Genomic DNA, 18,134 nt, shown 5'->3' on the forward strand with positions numbered 1-18,134 from the left:
CTGGCGACGACGCGAAGAGGGGCCGGGCACGGTGTGTCCGGCCCCTCCGCCGTTCACCGGCTCTGCCGGGGCGGGCGGCCGCCCAGCTCCACCGCGGTAACGCGCCAGCGCCGGTCCTCCGACAGGTACATGCGGAAGGCGAGCGCGTGCAGCCGGGGGCCAGCGGTGATGCGGGCGAAGACCTCGAAGGTGTCGGCGGCGGCTTCGAAGTAGCCGATCTCGTGGATCGTCGGGCGCCGGCCGCCGGTGCCGAGCGGGCGGCGGGCCACCAGCCACAGGAGGTCGTCGTACGCCCGGTCGGCGGTGTACCGGGCGAACCAGTGCGGGGGCCTGGTCCCGCACAGGACCAGCAGCAGGCGCTGCGTGAACAGCTCGGTCGGGTGCGGCGGGGCCGCCGGCGGGACGCGGCGTACGGCCGGGCGGCGGGAATCCCGGCGGGACGGCGGCCGGGTCGTTCCTCGTGGCCCCTGCCTGGACATCACTTTCTGCACTTCGCCTCCGCGTGCTCAATACCGGTCGGTAACACTGCGTGTGGGACCTTGTACGGGGCCCGGGGAGACGCGTGCAAGAGGCGTGGGGCCGGCCTCGGGGGCGCCGGTGAGTTCACCTATCCGGGTGACCCGGCGGCAGGTGGGCGCGGTCGGGCCTGCGGTGGTCCGGAACACCGGTCCACCGCCCTTGACGTGGGCGGGGGACGGCGGCCGCAGCCCGAAGGGGTACTCCCTTACGTATCCTGAAGCCCTTACGCCTCCCCAAGACGACGAAAGCGGCCGGCCATGCGCGTGTACGTACCTCTGTCCCTGCCCCGACTCGCAGAGGCGTACAGGACGGGCGAGCTGGGGCCCGCGCCGCTCACCGCCTATGCCGTGACGCCCGCGCTGCGCGAGTGGTATCTCTCCGACGACATCGAGGAGCTGGAGTACGCGGCCCTGAGCCGTGCCGCGCTCGCCTCGCTGCGGCTGCTCGCCGGGGAGCCGGACGCGGCGCGGCGGCGGGTCGTCGTCGCCGTGGACGTGGCGGACAAGGCCGCCGTCACCGACCCCGACACCGGGCTCGACCCCGCCTCGCTCGGCGAGGTCACCGTCCGCGAGACCGTGCGGCTCGCCAAGGCCGCCGCCGTCCACGTGGACGCCGACGACGCCGAGGCGGACGTCACCGCCGCCGCGGCCGCGCTCGGCGCCGCCGACCACGGGGACGACGACGCGCAGTTCACCGTCGACGGGGCCGAGGACCACGAGCTGCTGTGGTTCGCCACCCAGGAGATCCCGAACCTCGTGGGCCGCGACGACTGAGCCCGCGACGACTGAACCCGCGACGACTGAGCCCGCGACGACTGAGCCCCGGGGCCCCGCCGTACGCGGCGGGTAGGTTCTAGGGATGGGGAGACACATACCTGCCGCGCACATCGTCTGGGACTGGAACGGCACCCTGTTCCACGACAACGAGGCGATCATCCGCGCCACCAACGCCGCCTTCGCGGAGATCGGGCTGCCCCCGATCACGCTGGAGAAGTACCGCGCCCTGTACACCGTGCCGGTGCCCAAGTTCTACGAGCGGCTGATGGGGCGGCTGCCCACCCACGACGAGTGGGTCCTCATGGACGGCGCGTTCCAGCGGCACTACGCGCTGCACTCCGTGGCGTGCGGGCTCGCGGAAGGGGTGGAGCCGCTGCTCGCCGGATGGCAGGACGCGGGCCGCAGTCAGTCCATCCTCAGCTTGTACGGGCACGAGCAACTGGTGCCGCTGGTGAGCCAGTTGGGCATCGCCGAGCGGTTCGTGCGGGTCGACGGGCGGACCGGCCCGTCCGGCGGCAGCAAGGCCGAGCACATGGTGCGCCACCTGCGCGCACTGCGAGGCGTGGCGCCGGAGCGGACCGTGGTGATCGGGGACGCGGCCGACGACGCGGTCGCCGCGCTCGCCGCGGGCGCGCACGCGGTGCTCTGGACCGGCGGCTCGCACAGCCGGGCCGGTCTCGAAGGGGTGGGGGCGCCCGTCGTGGACACGCTGGCCGAGGCGGTGCGCGAGGCGGAACGGATCGCCGCCGCGGCCTGACCAGTGCCGTTGCCGCGCCCCCTCGGAGGGGGCGCGGGGCTCTAGGTATACGGACGTCCCGGGTCCGCCCCGCCGTGCGTATACCTGCCCCGCCCTGCGTAGCCCTGTCCCGCCCGCATACCGATGCAGGGAGCACGGATACCGGGCGATGCTGGGGTCGGCTGCCCTGTCGGCGGGGCAGCCGGCCCGCCGTGACCCCGCGGGCGTCAGCCCAGCGGCGCCTTCGCCCGCAGCACCGTGAGGAACTCCCGCATCCACGCGGCGTGGTCCGGCCAGGCGCGGGAGGAGACGAGCGTGCCGTCGACGACCGCCTCCGCGTCCTGGAACGTGGCGCCCGCCGCCTGCATGTCGGGTTCGAGCGCCGGGTACGCCGTCACGCGGCGGCCCCGCAGGCCGTCGACCGCGGCGGTCAGGAGCGGGCCGTGGCAGATCTGGGCGATGGGCTTGTCGGAGTCGAAGAAGGCTTTGACTATCTTGCGCAGTTCGCCGTCGCCGCGCAGGTACTCCGGGGCCCGGCCGCCCGGGATCACGAGGGCCGCGTACTCGCCCGGCTCGACGTCCGCGAAGGACAGGTCGGCCTCCCAGGTGTAACCGGGCTTCTCCGTGTACGTGTCGAACCCGGGCTCGAAGTCGTGCACCACGAACCGCAGCCGTTTGCGGGCGGGGGCCGCGATGCGGACGTCGTAGCCCTCTTCGCGCAGCCGCTGGTACGGGTAGAGGACCTCGAGGGACTCCGCCGCGTCGCCGGTCACGATCAGGACCTTCGGTGCCATTGGTGATGACGTTGGTGGTGCCATTGGTCACACCCTCCCCCCGGCGGTCGGGTATCCGCCGTTGTGCCCAACGTGCCCGCCGCCCCGTGGTCCTGGCAAGAGGGCGGGCCCTGGCACGGGTCGGGGCGCGCATCTGTGCAGAGTGTCAAAGTTCGACCGTAGGTTTTGTACACATACAGCTCATGACGGGTCCCCCGCGGAGAGCGATAGCCTGGTGCCGTGATCAGCGCGATATCTCGCGGGGGCATCGTCGCCCCCTGCCCGCGCCGGGAAGACACGGGTCGCCACCGCGACCGTGCCCGGCGCGCAGCCACTGATCGTTTCGGGCGGATGGCCAGTTCGTTGAAAATGGCGCATTACCGTCCGCTCTTCTTCCAAACCGGCATAACGTCGAGGCTGACCGGACACCCCGCGTCACGGCGTTGCGTCGATCGCTTCATCACCGGAACGTCTACGTCACGCAATGGCGCGCGACAGGAGCCAGAGGACAATGCAGACCAAGCTGGACGAAGCCAAGGCCGAGCTGCTCGCACGGGCCGCCCGGGTAGCTGAGAACAGCCCGGTAGGGGGGCACCTACCGACTGGGGCGGCGGGCGAGGGCGCGGACGGTCCCCTGGACCACGAGACCGTGCTCGCGTTCCTCCAGCGCTACTACCTGCACACGGCGCCCGAGGACCTGGCCGACCGCGACCCGGTCGACGTCTTCGGTGCCGCGTACGCGCACTACCGGCTCGCGGAGACGCGACCGCAGGGCACGGCCAACGTCAAGGTGCACACCCCGACCGTCGAGGAGAACGGCTGGACGTGCAGCCACTCCGTCGTCGAGGTCGTCACCGACGACATGCCGTTCCTCGTGGACTCGGTGACCAACGAGCTGTCCCGGCAGGGCCGCGGCATCCACGTCGTCATCCACCCGCAGGTCGTCGTCCGCCGCGACGTCACCGGCAAACTCCTCGAAGTGCTGCCCGTCGGCTCCACCGCCGAGGGCCACGACGTGCTCACCGAGTCGTGGATCCACGTCGAGACGGACCGCGAGAGCGACCGCGAGGACCTCAAGCAGATCACCGCCGACCTGCTGCGCGTCCTGTCCGACGTCCGCGAGTGCGTCGAGGACTGGGAGAAGATGCGCGACGCCGCGCTGCGCATCGCCGAGGAGCTGCCCGCCGAGCCCACCGCGGGCGACCTGGCCGAGCAGGAGATCGAGGAGGCCCGCGAGCTGCTGCGCTGGCTGGCCGCCGACCACTTCACCTTCCTCGGGTTCCGCGAGTACACCCTCACCGACGAGGACTCCCTGGCCGCCGTGCCCGGTACCGGCCTCGGCATCCTGCGCGCCGACCCGCACCACGAGAGCGAGGACCACCACCCGGTCTCGCCGTCCTTCAACCGGCTGCCGGCCGACGCCCGCGCCAAGGCCCGCGAACACCGCATCCTGGTCCTCACCAAGGCCAACAGCCGCGCCACCGTGCACCGGCCGTCCTACCTCGACTACGTCGGCGTGAAGAAGTTCGACGCCGACGGCAATGTCGTCGGCGAGCGCCGTTTCCTCGGTCTCTTCTCCTCCGCCGCGTACACCGAGTCGGTGCGCCGCGTGCCCGTGATCCGCCGCAAGGTCGCCGAGGTCCTCAGGGGCGCGGGCTTCTCGCCCAACAGCCACGACGGCCGCGACCTGCTCCAGATCCTGGAGACGTACCCGCGCGACGAGCTGTTCCAGACCCCGGCCGACGAGCTGCGCTCCATCGTCACCTCGGTCCTCTACCTCCAGGAGCGCCGCCGGCTGCGGCTCTACCTGCGCCAGGACGAGTACGGGCGCTACTACTCGGCGCTCGTCTACCTGCCGCGCGACCGCTACACCACCGGCGTCCGCCTGCGGATCATCGACATCCTCAAGGAGGAGCTGGCCGGTACCAGCGTCGACTTCACCGCCTGGAACACCGAGTCGATCCTCTCCCGGCTGCACTTCGTCGTCCGTGTCGCGCCGGGCACCGAGCTGCCCCAGCTCTCCGACTCGGACAAGGACCGTATCGAGGCGCGGCTCGTCGACGCCGCCCGCTCCTGGGCGGACGGTTTCGCCGAGGCGCTGAACGCCGAGTGCGGGGAGGAGCGCGCCGCCGAGCTGCTGCGCCGCTACGCGGGCTCGTTCCCCGAGGGCTACAAGGCCGACCACTCGCCGCGCGCGGCCGTCGCCGACCTCGTCCACCTGGAGCAGCTGAAGGAGGGCGGCAAGGACTTCGCGCTCTCGCTGTACGAGCCGGTCGGCGCAGCGCCCTGCGAGCGCCGCTTCAAGATCTTCCGGACCGGGGCGCCGGTCTCGCTCTCCGAGGTCCTGCCGGTGCTCCAGCGCCTGGGCGTCGAGGTCACCGACGAGCGCCCGTACGAGCTGCGGTGCAGTGACAGGACGACCGCGTGGATCTACGACTTCGGGCTTCGGATGCCGAAGCCGGCCAACGGCGGCGCCGACGATCTCGGCGCCGACGGCCGCGAGCGGTTCCAGGAGGCGTTCGCCGCGACCTGGACCGGGCTCGCCGAGAACGACGGGTTCAACAGCCTTGTGCTGCGCGCCGGGCTGAACTGGCGGCAGGCGATGGTCCTTCGCGCGTACGCCAAGTACCTGCGCCAGGCGGGTTCCACGTTCAGCCAGGACTACATGGAGGACACCCTCCGTACCAACGTCCACACGACACGGCTGCTCGTCTCCCTCTTCGAGGCGCGGATGTCGCCGGAGCGCCAGCGCGCCGGGACCGAGCTGACCGACGGCCTGCTCGAAGAGCTCGACGGCGCCCTCGACCAGGTCGCCTCGCTCGACGAGGACCGCATCCTGCGCTCCTTCCTCACCGTCATCAAGGCGACGCTGCGCACCAACTTCTTCCAGGAGGCGGGCGGCGGCCAGCCGCACGCGTACGTCTCCATGAAGTTCGACCCGCAGGCCATCCCGGACCTGCCCGCGCCGCGGCCCGCGTACGAGATCTGGGTGTACTCGCCGCGCGTCGAGGGCGTGCACCTGCGCTTCGGGAAGGTCGCGCGCGGCGGCCTGCGCTGGTCCGACCGGCGTGAGGACTTCCGCACCGAGATCCTCGGCCTGGTCAAGGCGCAGATGGTGAAGAACACCGTCATCGTGCCGGTCGGCGCGAAGGGCGGCTTCGTCGCCAAGCAGCTGCCCGACCCGAGCGTGGACCGGGACGCGTGGATGGCCGAGGGCGTCCGCAGCTACAAGACGTTCATCTCGGCGCTGCTCGACATCACCGACAACCTGGTCGGCGGCGAGGTCGTGCCGCCCAACGACGTGGTGCGCCACGACGAGGACGACACGTACCTCGTGGTCGCGGCCGACAAGGGCACGGCGACCTTCTCCGACATCGCCAACGAGGTCGCGGGCAGCTACAACTTCTGGCTCGGCGACGCGTTCGCCTCCGGCGGCTCCGCCGGATACGACCACAAGGCCATGGGCATCACCGCGCGCGGCGCCTGGGAGTCCGTCGAGCGGCACTTCCGTGAGCTGGGCGTCGACACCCAGTCGCAGGACTTCACCGTCGTCGGCGTCGGCGACATGTCCGGCGACGTGTTCGGCAACGGCATGCTGCTCAGCGAGCACATCCGCCTGATCGCCGCCTTCGACCACCGGCACATCTTCATCGACCCGAAGCCGGTCGCGGAGACCTCGTACGCCGAGCGGCGCCGCATGTTCGAGCTGCCGCGCTCGTCGTGGGCCGACTACGACAAGGAGCTGATCTCGCAGGGCGGCGGCGTCTTCCCGCGCTCCGCCAAGGCGATCCAGCTCAACAACCACATCCGCGAGGCGCTCGGCATCGAGTCCCGCCAGGCGAAGATGACGCCGGCCGAGCTGATGAAGGCGATCCTCAAGGCCCCGGTGGACCTGCTGTGGAACGGCGGCATCGGTACGTACGTGAAGTCCTCGGCGGAGTCCAACGCGGACGTCGGCGACAAGGCGAACGACGCCATCCGCGTCGACGGCCAGGACGTGCGCGCCCAGGTCATCGGCGAGGGCGGCAACCTCGGCGCGACCCAGCTGGGCCGCATCGAGTTCGCCCGTACCGGCGGCAAGGTCAACACCGACGCCATCGACAACAGCGCGGGCGTCAACACCTCCGACGTCGAGGTCAACATCAAGGTCCTGCTCAATGGCCTGGTGTCGGACGGCGACCTGACGGTGAAGCAGCGCAACAAGCTGCTCGCCGCCATGACCGACGAGGTCGGGCACCTCGTCCTGCGCAACAACTACGCGCAGAACGTGGCGCTCTCCAACGCCGTCGCCCAGTCGCCGTCCCTGCTCCACGCCCACCAGCGGTTCATGCGCCGCCTCGGCAAGCAGGGCCACCTCGACCGGTCCCTGGAGTTCCTGCCCAACGACCGGCAGATCAAGGAGCTCCTCAACTCCGGGCGCGGGCTCAGCCAGCCCGAGCTGGCCGTCCTCCTCGCCTACACGAAGATCACGGCCGCCGAGGAGCTCATCCACACGACGCTGCCCGACGACGACTACCTGCGCCGTCTGCTGCACGCCTACTTCCCCAAGCCGCTGCGGGACAAGTACGCCGACGCGATCGACGCGCACGCGCTGCGCCGCGAGATCATCACGACGGTGCTGGTCAACGACACGGTGAACACGGGCGGCTCGACGTTCCTGCACCGCCTCCGAGAGGAGACCGGGGCGTCCCTGGAGGAGATCGTGCGGGCGCAGCTCGCCGCGCGGGAGATCTTCGGGCTCGGCGAGGTGTGGGACGCGGTGGAGGCGCTCGACAATGTCGTCGCCGCCGACGTCCAGACCCGGATCCGGCTGCACTCGCGCCGTCTCGTCGAGCGGGGCACGCGCTGGCTGCTCAACAACCGGCCGCAGCCGCTCCAGCTCGCCGAGACGATCTCCTTCTTCAAGGACCGTGTCGCCGAGGTGTGGGCCGCCATGCCGAAGATGCTCAGGGGCGCGGACGCCGAGTGGTACCAGTCGATCTGCGACGAGCTGACCGGCAGCGGCGTGCCGGAGGCGCTGGCCGCCCAGGTCGCCGGGTTCTCGTCCGCGTTCCCGACGCTCGACATCGTGCAGATCGCCGACCGGACCGGCAAGGAGGCGACGGCCGTCGCCGAGGTCTACTACGATCTCGCCGACCGGCTCTCCATCACCCAGCTCATGGACCGCATCATCGAACTCCCGCGGGCCGACCGCTGGCAGTCGATGGCCCGCGCCTCCATCCGCGAGGACCTCTACGCGGCGCACGCCGCCCTGACCGCCGACGTCCTGGCCGTCGGGAACGGGGCGTCGACGCCGGAGGAGCGGTTCAAGGCGTGGGAGGAGAAGAACGCGCCGATCCTGGGCCGCGCGCGCTCGACCCTGGAGGAGATCCAGGGTTCGGACGCCTTCGACCTGGCGAACCTGTCGGTGGCCATGCGGACGATGCGTACGCTGCTGCGGGTGCACTCGTAGGGGTCACGTGACGGTGGGCGCCCCGGGCCGGACGAGTTCCGGCCCGGGGCGCCCTCTTCGCGTTACGCCACAAAATAGGGCAATCCATCTAAGGTGAAGATGATTGTCCGACAGGTAAGCAGATGCGCTGATGCGGAAATGTGCAGATGTGCACACGGCTGATGTGCTGATGTGCAGATGTGCAGTCACAGGGAGAGCCGATGCCGTTGATCCCGTCCAAGCCGTCCGGGTCCGACACGCAGCCGGAGAGCCGGGCCGCCGCGCTGCCCGCCGACTGGGCCGCGACACCGCTGACCGTCGTCATGCCGACCTACAACGAGGCCGGGAACCTGCCCCGGATGGCCGACGCGCTGATGGAGCTTCCGCTGCCCGGCCTGCGGCTGCTCGTCGTCGACGACTCCAGCCCCGACGGCACGGGCGAGATCGCCGACGAGTACGCCCGCCGGTTCGGCCCCGAGCGCGTCGGCGTCCTGCACCGGGCGGGCAAGGAGGGCCTCGGGCGCGCGTACGCCGCGGGCATGGGGCAGGCCGTCGCGGACGGCGCGCGGTACGTGCTCCAGATGGACGCCGACGGCAGCCACCCCGTCGCCAAGGTCCCCCAGCTCCTCGGCGTCGCCCTCGCCACGGGCGCCGCAGTCACCCTCGGCAGCCGCTACGTCCAGGGCGGCACCCTCTCCGACGCCTGGGGCGCCCACCGCCGCCTGCTCTCGCGCTGGGCCAACGCCTACGCGGGCACCATCCTCGGCACCCGCGTCCGCGACATCACCGGCGGCTTCAACCTGTGGCGCGAGGACGCGCTGCGCGCCATCGACCTGGCCTCCGTGGACAGCGCGGGCTACAGCTTCCAGGTCGAGATGAAGTACCGGGCGGTGCGCCGTGGCTTCGGGATCATGGAGGTGCCGATCCACTTCGAGGACCGTACGGTCGGCGAGTCCAAGATGAACCTGATGGTCCAGCTGGAGTCCGTCGCCATGCCGTGGAAGCTCCGCGCGAGTGCGCGTCGCCGGTAGCCGGACGGCGCGGGGCGCGGCGCTGCTGCTCCTCGTGCTCCTGGTGGCGGTCGTCGTCCGGCTGCCGTGGGCCGGTGACCTGGGCGTCCACGCCGCCACCGTCGAACGCCTGCGGCACGACCTGCTCGACCCCGGCGACCCGCTGGTCGCGGCCGACGCGCCGAGCCCGTACTACACGCCCTGGACGCTGCTGCTCGGCTGCGCCGCGAAGGTGACCGGGCTCGGGGTCTTCGTGGTGCTGCGCGGCGCGGCGCTCGTATCGCTCGCGGTGCTGGTGACGGGGGTGTGGGCCTTCGTCGGTACGTTCCTGGAGGCGGGCGCGGCCGGGCGGTGGCGGCGGTCCGCCGCGGTCGCCCTCGTCCTGCTCTCCCTGGTGCTGCTGTGGGGCACGACCCTGCTCGACTGGAGCGGCTTCCTCGGCCTGAACTCCCTCGCGCTGACCGTCTCCTACCCCAGTACGTTCGCGCTGGGCGCCGCCTTCTGGCTGTGGGCTCTGCTGCGCCGGGCGACGGCCTGGCCGCACTTCCTGTGGGCCGGTGTCCTGTGGGCGGTGATCCTGCTGAGCCACCAGTTCACCGGGGTCGTCGCCTCGCTCGGGGCGCTGGCGATGGTGCTCGGGGCGCGCCCGTGGCCCGGCCGGGCGGCATGGGTACGCCTCGCCGCCGGACTCGCACTGGGCCTGGCGCTGCTCGCGCTCTGGCCGTACTACTCCTTCTTCGGCCTGTTCGGCATCGGCGGCCTGGAGGAGATCCACCGCTCCCTGTACCGGAGCCTGCCGGGCCGCTTCTGGCTGGTGGCGCCGGTCGGCGGCGCGGCGCTCGCGCTCCGCTGGCGGCGCGACCGGCGTGATCCGCTCGTGCTGTGCTGCGTGTTCGGGGCCGTGGTGTTCGCGGCGGGCGGCCTGAGCGGGCACTGGTCGTGGGGCCGGGTGCTGCCCGCGGTGCTCATCCCCGCGCAGGTCGCGGCGGGCCTGGAGGTCTTCTGCGCGCCGCGCCGCGCGGTACGGGTGACGCTCGGCTGGGTCGTCGCCGGGGCGCTGCTCGTCGGGGCGTGGGCGCAGTGCGGGGTGCTCGGTCACGTCCTGCCGCGCTCGGCCCTGCCTGCCGTCGTCGCCGACAGGTACCGGGAGCCGTGGCCCGGGTACCACTGGATCACGCCGTGGGTGAAGTACGGGGACGTGGTTCTGGCCAAGAAGTGGCCGGCCCGCCAGATCCCGGCGTACGGGCCGTACACGGTGGCCCCCGGCTACCCGGACTTCTTCCTGGACGACGAGGAGGAGCGGGCGGCGGCGGTGCGTACGTATTTCGCGCCGGACACGTCGGACCGGCGGCGGGCGGACGTGCTGCGGCGGTACGGCGTGGGGTGGGTGGTGGCGTACCCCGGGGAGGCCCCGGAGGGCGGACCGGCGCTGGAGAAGGTGGCGGTGGGCCCGCGCGGCCAGCTCCTGTACCGAGTCTCCCGGCGCTGAGCGCTCCGCGGGAAGCGCCGCGACAGGGGTGCGGCCGACTGCGGCGCCGTCAAGGCTGGTCGCGTGGTTCCCCGCGCCACTTCGGGGCGCTGCCGAACGGCAACGTGCTTCGTCCGACCCGCGCAGGACCCGGACTACACCCGGACCAGCCGCACCGCCTGCCGCACCTTCCGGGCCAGCGGCGTGCCCGACACCCGGCGTGCCACCGGGCGCACGACCTTCGCCGTCAGCCCCGTCGTCTCCCACCTGACCTGCATCCGGCCCGCCCCGCGCCCCTCGGGCTCGACGGTCACCCGGTGGTGGGGCACCTCTCCCGTGAAGGCGGGGAAGCCCAGCGGGGCGAGGAGCAGGCCCGTGTTGCGTGTGCCTCCAGGGGCCTGGAGTTGCAGCACCGGGTGGCGGATGCCGTCGAAGCCCTGGTGGGGGAGGGACGCCGCGGCCAGGTCGAGGAGGACCCTGCCCTCGAAGACGCCGGGCCGCACCGGGTCGAGCCGGAAGCGGACGGTCAGGCGTCTGCGGGCGGGGGAGACGACGAGCGACGCGATCTGCGGGCCGACGGGCAGGCGGAGGCCGGGGTCGTAGGTGCGCACCCGCAGCAGTACCGACGCCGGTCCTGGGCCCCTCTCCAGGCGCACGATCTCGTGGCGGAACAAGGCGCGGGGGAAGGGACGGGCGTCCAGCGCCAGGTCGGCCAGCGACAGTTCGCGGCGGGCGGTCTCCGTCGCCGGGATCTCCGCGCCCCAGTAGAGGGTTCCGGTGGCCGGGTCCGCGACCGCCGTGCGCGGGGCGACCCCCTGGCCGAGCCCGCGGGCCGCGAGCCGCGCGTCGGCGAGGCGGTGGTCGCGCACCAGTTGCAGGACGACGCGTTCGGCGCGCGGGAGCCGGGCGTACGCGCCGGGCGCGAGCCGGGCCAGATAAGGGTTCACGATCTCCGCGAAGCCCCGCAGCCACTCCTCGTCGCGGTACGGCAGATCGTTCGCGTACATGCGGAAGTCGTGCTTGAGGAACTTGTAGTCCTTGGCCTCGCGGAGCGCCGGGCTGTGATCGCCCTCGTCGAGGAAGGCGTCGATGAGCTCCTGGACGTGGACGCGGTCGCGGACGTTGCTCAGCTTGTGCCGCTGGTTGGAGATGGAGGCGGCGGACTCCTCCGCGTACGGCGCGATGTACCAGCGGTACACCGGCTCGGGGACGACCGTGAACGACTTCGCCAGGCAGTACGCCCGGGCGGAGAAGAGCTGGTCCTCGTAGTGGATGCCCTCGGGGAAGCGCAGGCCGTGCCGGTCGAGGAAGGCGCGGGCGTACATCTTGCTGGTCGACAGGTGCTCGAAGAAGAAGCCGGGCTCGGCCTCGATGCCGTCGACGGTGCGGCGCTCGGCGACGAGATGCGGCATCCAGACCGAGGCGCGGCCGGTGTCGACGCGGATCCGCTCGACCGCGCCCATCGCGAAGTCGATGGACGGGTCCTCGCGGTGCGCTGCGAGGAGCAGCTCCACCGCGCGGGGCGGCAGCTCGTCGTCGCTGTCCAGGAACATCGCGTACGGGGCGCGGGCGATGTCCAGGGCCCGGTTGCGCGGCGCGCTGCACCCACCCGAGTTCTCGGGCAGGCGCAGGTATGTGATGCGGGGGTCGGACGCCGCCAGCTCCCGCGCCACCCGCGGGGTGTGGTCCGTGGAGTGGTCGTCGCTGATGACGATCTCGATGTTCGCGTGCGTCTGCGCCTGGAGCGAGGCGACCGCGCGCGGGAGGCGCTCCGCGTCGTTGAAGACGATCACCGTGACCGTCACATCGGGAGGGGCAGCCATCAGGAACTCGCCTCCTCGGGCGTCGGCGCGGGCGTGCGCTCCTCGACGGGCACCACCGGCGGCAGCGCCTCCTCCGGTTCGCCGAGGAAGACGCGGCGCACGACCCGCTCGGCGGCGCGCCCGTCGTCGTACTCGCAGAACCGGCGCCGGAAGTGCGCGCGGGCCTTCGCGGACACCTCGTCACGCCACGCTTCGGTGGCGAGGATCTCCGTCAACTCGGCCTGTGTACGCGCGACATGGCCCGGCGGCTCCGCCATCAGGTCGAAGTAGACGCCGCGCGTGCTCGCGTACGTCTCCCAGTCGTCGGCGTAGGCGATGACCGGCCGGTCCAGATTGGCGTAGTCGAACATGATCGACGAGTAGTCGGTGATCAGCGCGTCCGACGCGAGCGCCACCTCCTCGACCGGGTCGTACGCCGATACGTCGATGACGCGGCCGCTGCGGCGGAGCGTGGCGAGCGGGGACGCGGCGCCGCCGTAGAAATAGTGGCCCCGTACGAGGAGGACCGTGCCGTCGCCAAGGCGTTCGGTGAGCGCGGCGAGGTCGAGGCGCGGGGTCCAGCGCGCCTCGTAGTCGCGGTGCGTCGGCGCGTAGAGGACGGCGCGGCGGCCGGGCGCGATGCCGAGCCGGTCGCGGATGGAGCGGATGTCGGCGGCGCGGGCGCCGTAGTAGGCGTCGTTGCGCGGGTAGCCGTGGTCGAGGGAGGTGTAGCGCGAGGGGTACGCGTGTTCCCACATGCGGGTGGAGTGGCTGTTGGAGCTGATGCTGAAGTCCCACTTGTCGACCCGGGCGAGCAGCGCGTCGAAGTCGAGCCCCTTGGAGGCGGTCGGGTAGTCGAGCTGGTCGAGCCCCATCTTCTTCAGCGGAGTGCCGTGATGGGTCTGGAGGTGGATCGCGCCGGGCCGTTTGACCACCGCGTTGGGGAAGTTGACGTTGTTGACGAGGTACTTGGCGCGGGCCATGACCTCCCAGTAGCGGCGGGTGCCGGGCACGACGTGCTCCGTGCCGGGCGGCAGCAGCGGCTCCGTCCGCTTCGAGACGACCCACACCTGGCGGACGTGCGGCGCGAGCTCGGTGAGCTTCGCCGCGACGGCGCCCGGGTTACAGGCGACGCCACGGTCCCAGTACGCGGAGAAGACGGCCAGGCCGGGGTCGACCGGCTCGCGCAGGGCGCGTTGGTAGTGCAGGTCGCGCACCTTCGCGCCGAGCCGCGTCTTGCGGGCGCGCACCGCCGCCTTCACGTCGCGCCGCTTGTGGTTGGCGCTCTGGAACGCCCGGTACTTCGTGTACGCGTCCTCTTCGAGCAGGCGGCGTCGGATGCCCTCGAGACCGGCGGGGCGGCGGTACCCTTCGGGCCGCCAGCGCACGGCAGCGGCCGACGCCCGGTGGAAGAACTCCCTGGCCACCGCGGACGGCATCGGCGCGCGCGCCACCACCCGCATCGACTCCGTGGCCATCAGGTCGTACAGGACGGCGCGTGGCCGGGCCGGGGTCCCGAGCCGCGCCATGAGCCGCTGCAGCTCCTCGTAGGCCTCGACGAACCCGTACCGCTCGTCGGCCGTCACCGGGGGCAGACTCTCGGGCCGCAGCTCACGTACGTCGACGATCACATGCTCCAGGCAGGCGATCCGCTCGGCGAGGACCAGGCAGGCGCGGGCGGCGAACATCTCGGCGGACGCCTCTTCGGCCCTGGTCAGGCCGGCGTGGTGCTCGTGCCAGAACGCGGCGCGCACGACCCGGTTGCCGAGCAGGGGGGCCACCCGGAGCAGGTCGGGGGCGTGGGCCGGGGGCAGGTCGCGGCGGCCGACGCGGGCCAGGCGCCAGGCGTCGCCGCCGGCGCCGAGGGTGCCCCGCCAGGTCGAGCGGATGTGGTCGGCGACGAGCACATCGACACAGTTGCGGCCTGCCGCTAGCTCGGGCGCGTGCTCGGGCACTTCCGCCAGCCGGTCGAGTACGGCCCGCAGCGCCCCCGTCGGCACCCGGTCCTTGGCATGCACGAACCAGAGCCAGTCGCCGTTCGCCCGCTCGGCGCCCGCCGCGCGCGCGGCCGAGTCGGAGGCGCCCTGCGGCAGCGGTACGACGGCGCCGCCGTACCGTTCGGCGACGCCCCGCGCGGCCTCGCCGACGGTGGCGGTGACCAGTTCGGCGCCGGGCGGGAGCTGCCCCGTGATGCCGTCCAGGCAGCCGCCGAGCAGGCCCTGTGTGTCGCGGCCGTACACGATGACGCTCAGCTGTGTGCTCATGCCTCGCCCCCGTTCCTCTGCGGTATCCGGTCCACGACGCGGCGCGGGGTCGCCCGGGCCCCGGCCACGGCGATCCGGACGTGCCGGACGACGCCGTCCACCCACCGGCCGCCGCGCTTGAACCTGCCCGGGTCGACGACGGCGGTGAACCCGGCCAGTTCGTCCATGCGCCGGTGCACAGTCGGACAGATCTTCAGCTTGTGCGGCACGGGCAGCCCGCGCGGGTCGGTGCGGTCGGTGAGCAGTGGCCGGAACCGGGAGATGTGCGTGCGAGGGCGCGTCGCGGCGAAGGGCGCTCGGTGCACGGGGGACTGGACGTGCCCGGCGGAGCGGAAGCGGGTCACGTTGCCCGCGCAGAGGTCGGAGCCGGTCTCGTCGAGCGTCTCGGCCATCAGCTCGTAGGCGCCCGGCGGGAGGGTGTCGTCGCTGTCGACGAAGGCGGGGTACTCGGTGTCCGGGCCGAGGGCGCGCACCCCGGCGTCGCAGGCGGCGCCGAGGCCTTGGCCGGCCCGGGATATGAGCCGGGAGCGGGAATCACGCGCGGCCCATGCCTCGGCGATCTCCGCGCTCGCGTCGGTCGAGCCGTCGTCGACCATCACCGCCTCGGAGTCGGTGAAGGTCCGGTCGGCGAGGGAGCGGGGACATTCTTCGAGGTACAGCTCGACGTTGCAGACGGGGACGATCACACTCAGCCGGGCACGACGCATACCCGCACACTAAGCGGACAAAATTCACCTAGCGAACTTTTCGTACTCCTTGAGAACCTCGTCCGTCGGCCCGTCCATCCGCAGCTCGCCGCGCTCCAGCCACAGCACCCGGTCGCAGGTGTCGCGGATCGACTTGTTGCTGTGGCTGACCAGGAAGACGGTGCCCGCGTGCTTGCGCAGCTCGCGGATGCGTTCCTCGGAGCGCTTCTGGAAGGAGCGGTCGCCGGTGGCGAGCGCCTCGTCGATCAGGAGCACGTCGTGGTCCTTGGCGGCGGCGATGGAGAACCGGAGCCGGGCCGCCATGCCGGAGGAGTACGTGCGCATGGGCAGGGTGATGAAGTCACCCTTCTCGTTGATCCCGGAGAAGCCGACGATGTCGTCGTAGCGGTCGCGGACCTGCTCGCGGCTCATGCCCATGGCGAGCCCGCCGAGCCGTACGTTGCGCTCGCCGGTGAGGTCGTTCATCAGGGCCGCGTTGACGCCGAGGAGGGAGGGCTGGCCGTCGGTGAAGATCCGGCCGCGCTCGGCGGGAAGCAGTCCGGCCACGGCCTTGAGCAGGGTGGACTTGCCGGACCCGTTGGTGCCGATGAGGCCGATGGCCTCGCCGCGGCAGGCGGTGAAGGAGACGTCGCGGACCGCGTGCACGGTCCGTACGCCGGACCGCTTCTCGGCTTTCTTCCGGCCGCCGACGATGCGGTTGAGGGCGGCGGTGGCGGTGCCGCGGCCCGCGCCCGTGCCGTTGACGCGGTAGACGATGTCGACGTGGTCGACGATGACGGTGGGGACAGGTTCCTGTGTGCGGTCAGCCACGGCCGTACGTCTCCTCTGCCTTCCAGAAAAAGATGAATCCGCCGACGCCGACGAGCAGCGCCCAGCCCAGGGCCCACGCCCACACGTGCTGCGGCAGCTGGTCGCCGGTGAAGCTGTCGATCAGCGCGAACCGCATGAGGTCGATGTAGACGGCGGCCGGATTGGCCTTGAGCAGCACGGTCACGATGTGCGGCAGGTCCGTCTTGCTCAGCAGGTGCTCCAGGCTCCACATGACGCCGGACAGGTACATCCACGTACGCAGCAGGAACGGCATGAGCTGGGCGATGTCCGGGGTGTTCGCGCCGATCCTGGCCATGATCATGGCGAGCCCGGTGTTGAACGTGAACTGCAGGACCAGCGCCGGGACGACGAGCAGCCACGACGCGGTCGGCGGGACGCCGAAACAGAGCAGGATCACGACGAGCGCGCACATCGAGAACAGCAGCTGCTGGAGCTGTTGCAGGCAGTACGAGATCGGCAGCGACGCGCGCGGGAAGTGCAGCGCCCGTACGAGGCCGAGGCTGCCGGAGATCGCGCGGGTGCCCGCCATCACCGACGACTGCGTGAACGTCCATACGAACACGCCCGTGACCAGGAACGGGACGAAGTCCGGCACGCCGTGGCTGGTGCCCATGAGCACGCCGAAGATGAAGTAGTAGACCGCCGCGTTCAGCAGTGGCGTCGCCACCTGCCAGACCTGGCCGAGCTTGGCCTGGCTGTACTGCGCGGTCAGCTTCGCGGTCGAGAACGCGGTGATGAAGTGGCGCCGCTGCCAGAGCAGGCGCACGTATGCGGGCAGTGACGGGCGGGCGCCGCTGACGGTGAGCCCGTAGCGGGCGGCGAGCGCGGCGGCGTCGGGCTCCGCCGTGGTGCCCGGTTCCGCTGTGGCGCCCGGCTCCGCCGTGGTGCCGGGGGAGGGGGTCGCCGGGGTGGGGGGTGTCTCCAGGACCTGACTCACATGCGCTGCTTTCGGTCGGGGCTTGGCCTGCTGGGCTTGCTGTGCCTGTCGGCCCGTCGGCCTGCCGGGCTTGCCGGGCTCGTGGACACCAGCTGTTCGCCTGCCGTTTACGTCGGGACGGGCCCGTATCGTCGCAACGGGAGCGTAGGCCGTCCGGACGTCGGAACGCAACCGTTTCGTCGTCACGGAACTATGCTGGCCGTATGACGACCAACGCCGACGCCCCCGGGCCGCCGCCACGGCGCCGGGCCCCGGCCGGGGCCGCCGTCCTCCGTGAGGACGTCACCGACGCCATCCGGGCCGCCGTCTTCGAGGAACTCGCCGCCGTCGGCTACGCCCGCATGTCCATCGAGGGCATCGCGCGCCGCGCGGGCGTCGGAAAGACGGCGGTCTACCGCCGCTGGCGCTCGAAGCTCCACCTCGTCCTCGACCTGGTCTCCGCGATAGCGGTCCAGGGCCTGCCCGCGCCGGACACGGGCTCGCTCGACGAGGACCTGCTGCTCCTCTACAAGGTCACGTCCCGCGCCCTCAAGCACCCGGTCGCCGGCCAGATCCTCCCCGACCTCCAGGCGGAGGCGGCCCGCAACCCGGAGATCGCGGACGCCCTGCAGAAGGCGCTCCGCGAGGGGCAGCACGGGGTGGCCAACGGCATCGTGCAGGCGGCCGTCGCCCGCGGCGAACTACGCACCGGCCTCGACGAGGACCTCGCCCTCGACCTGATCTCGGGCCCGCTCTACTGGCGGTCGGTGGTGGTACGGAACCCGGGGCTGCCGAAGGGTTATCTGCGACGGCTGGCGGCGGCTACGGCGGCGGGCCTGAAGACGCTGTGACGGCGTAGCCGGGGAGGGCGGGCCGGGTGCGGGGCGGAACCGCCCGTGCT

13 protein-coding genes are annotated in these 18,134 nt (G+C 72.0%); 6 read left to right on the forward strand and 7 right to left on the reverse strand.

Features of this window, described 5'->3' with window-relative positions:
* Positions 1–53: 53 nt before the first annotated feature.
* Positions 54–479, reverse strand: coding sequence for an Rv3235 family protein (locus ACH4RC_RS10445; protein ID WP_398197946.1), 426 nt, complete (start codon positions 477–479; stop codon positions 54–56).
* A 297-nt stretch (positions 480–776) separates the two neighbouring features.
* Between ACH4RC_RS10445 and ACH4RC_RS10450 the strand changes: the two genes are divergently transcribed.
* The gene (locus ACH4RC_RS10450; RefSeq protein ID WP_398197947.1) at positions 777–1,292 is read left to right on the forward strand and encodes a DUF6912 family protein; all 516 of its coding nucleotides are present in this window, start codon (positions 777–779) and stop codon (positions 1,290–1,292) included.
* A gap of 85 nt (positions 1,293–1,377) precedes the next feature.
* Entirely contained in the window at positions 1,378–2,052 is a 675-nt protein-coding gene (locus ACH4RC_RS10455) for an HAD family hydrolase (protein ID WP_398197948.1), read from the forward strand.
* 206 nt (positions 2,053–2,258) lie between these two features.
* On the opposite strand, the gene ACH4RC_RS10460 is transcribed toward ACH4RC_RS10455, so the two are convergent.
* Complete coding sequence (locus ACH4RC_RS10460; protein WP_398197950.1) at positions 2,259–2,825, reverse strand: DJ-1/PfpI family protein; 567 nt, start codon at positions 2,823–2,825, stop codon at positions 2,259–2,261.
* 490 nt (positions 2,826–3,315) lie between these two features.
* Between ACH4RC_RS10460 and ACH4RC_RS10465 the strand changes: the two genes are divergently transcribed.
* The 3 genes from ACH4RC_RS10465 (at position 3,316) to ACH4RC_RS10475 (ending at position 10,734) form a co-directional block, all read left to right on the forward strand.
* Positions 3,316–8,256 (forward strand): NAD-glutamate dehydrogenase, encoded by a 4,941-nt coding sequence (locus tag ACH4RC_RS10465; protein WP_398197951.1) that lies wholly within the window; start codon positions 3,316–3,318, stop codon positions 8,254–8,256.
* A gap of 209 nt (positions 8,257–8,465) precedes the next feature.
* Positions 8,466–9,266 (forward strand): polyprenol monophosphomannose synthase, encoded by an 801-nt coding sequence (locus tag ACH4RC_RS10470; RefSeq protein WP_398199135.1) that lies wholly within the window; start codon positions 8,466–8,468, stop codon positions 9,264–9,266.
* Complete coding sequence (locus ACH4RC_RS10475; RefSeq protein WP_398197953.1) at positions 9,250–10,734, forward strand: hypothetical protein; 1,485 nt, start codon at positions 9,250–9,252, stop codon at positions 10,732–10,734. Before ACH4RC_RS10470 ends, ACH4RC_RS10475 begins: the two co-directional genes overlap by 17 nt.
* 134 nt (positions 10,735–10,868) lie before the next feature.
* On the opposite strand, the gene ACH4RC_RS10480 is transcribed toward ACH4RC_RS10475, so the two are convergent.
* From ACH4RC_RS10480 to ACH4RC_RS10500, 5 genes are read right to left on the reverse strand one after another with little or no spacing between them, the layout of a single operon-like run.
* Complete coding sequence (locus tag ACH4RC_RS10480) at positions 10,869–12,536, reverse strand: glycosyltransferase family 2 protein (protein WP_398197955.1); 1,668 nt, start codon at positions 12,534–12,536, stop codon at positions 10,869–10,871.
* Positions 12,536–14,779, reverse strand: coding sequence for a CDP-glycerol glycerophosphotransferase family protein (locus ACH4RC_RS10485; RefSeq protein WP_398197956.1), 2,244 nt, complete (start codon positions 14,777–14,779; stop codon positions 12,536–12,538). Before ACH4RC_RS10485 ends, ACH4RC_RS10480 begins: the two co-directional genes overlap by 1 nt.
* Positions 14,776–15,486 carry a glycosyltransferase family 2 protein gene (locus ACH4RC_RS10490; RefSeq protein WP_398197958.1) on the reverse strand — a complete coding sequence of 237 codons (711 nt, stop codon included), beginning with the start codon at positions 15,484–15,486 and terminating at the stop codon, positions 14,776–14,778. The genes ACH4RC_RS10485 and ACH4RC_RS10490 overlap by 4 nt, the downstream gene beginning before the upstream one ends.
* Before the next feature lie 24 nt (positions 15,487–15,510).
* Positions 15,511–16,296 (reverse strand): ABC transporter ATP-binding protein, encoded by a 786-nt coding sequence (locus ACH4RC_RS10495; RefSeq protein ID WP_398197959.1) that lies wholly within the window; start codon positions 16,294–16,296, stop codon positions 15,511–15,513.
* Entirely contained in the window at positions 16,289–17,254 is a 966-nt protein-coding gene (locus ACH4RC_RS10500; protein WP_398197961.1) for an ABC transporter permease, read from the reverse strand. Before ACH4RC_RS10500 ends, ACH4RC_RS10495 begins: the two co-directional genes overlap by 8 nt.
* A 203-nt stretch (positions 17,255–17,457) precedes the next feature.
* Here ACH4RC_RS10500 and ACH4RC_RS10505 point away from each other — a divergent pair, with 203 nt between their 5' ends.
* Complete coding sequence (locus ACH4RC_RS10505; protein ID WP_398197964.1) at positions 17,458–18,084, forward strand: TetR/AcrR family transcriptional regulator; 627 nt, start codon at positions 17,458–17,460, stop codon at positions 18,082–18,084.
* Positions 18,085–18,134 lie beyond the last annotated feature (50 nt).

It is taken from the genome of Streptomyces sp. NPDC016845, assembly GCF_044332585.1.
Classification (GTDB): domain Bacteria; phylum Actinomycetota; class Actinomycetes; order Streptomycetales; family Streptomycetaceae; genus Streptomyces.

Excerpts from the sequence above, each read along its gene's own strand:
- ACH4RC_RS10480 (WP_398197955.1), bottom strand. The coding sequence starts at position 12,536 with ATGGCTGCCCCTCCCGATGTGACGGTCACGGTGATCGTCTTCAACGAC.
- ACH4RC_RS10455 (WP_398197948.1), top strand. The coding sequence starts at position 1,378 with ATGGGGAGACACATACCTGCCGCGCACATCGTCTGGGACTGGAACGGC.
- ACH4RC_RS10445 (WP_398197946.1), bottom strand. The coding sequence starts at position 479 with ATGTCCAGGCAGGGGCCACGAGGAACGACCCGGCCGCCGTCCCGCCGG.
- ACH4RC_RS10505 (WP_398197964.1), top strand. The coding sequence starts at position 17,458 with ATGACGACCAACGCCGACGCCCCCGGGCCGCCGCCACGGCGCCGGGCC.
- ACH4RC_RS10460 (WP_398197950.1), bottom strand. The coding sequence starts at position 2,825 with ATGGCACCGAAGGTCCTGATCGTGACCGGCGACGCGGCGGAGTCCCTC.
- ACH4RC_RS10450 (WP_398197947.1), top strand. The coding sequence starts at position 777 with ATGCGCGTGTACGTACCTCTGTCCCTGCCCCGACTCGCAGAGGCGTAC.
- ACH4RC_RS10465 (WP_398197951.1), top strand. The coding sequence starts at position 3,316 with ATGCAGACCAAGCTGGACGAAGCCAAGGCCGAGCTGCTCGCACGGGCC.
- ACH4RC_RS10490 (WP_398197958.1), bottom strand. The coding sequence starts at position 15,486 with ATGCGTCGTGCCCGGCTGAGTGTGATCGTCCCCGTCTGCAACGTCGAG.
- ACH4RC_RS10485 (WP_398197956.1), bottom strand. The coding sequence starts at position 14,779 with ATGAGCACACAGCTGAGCGTCATCGTGTACGGCCGCGACACACAGGGC.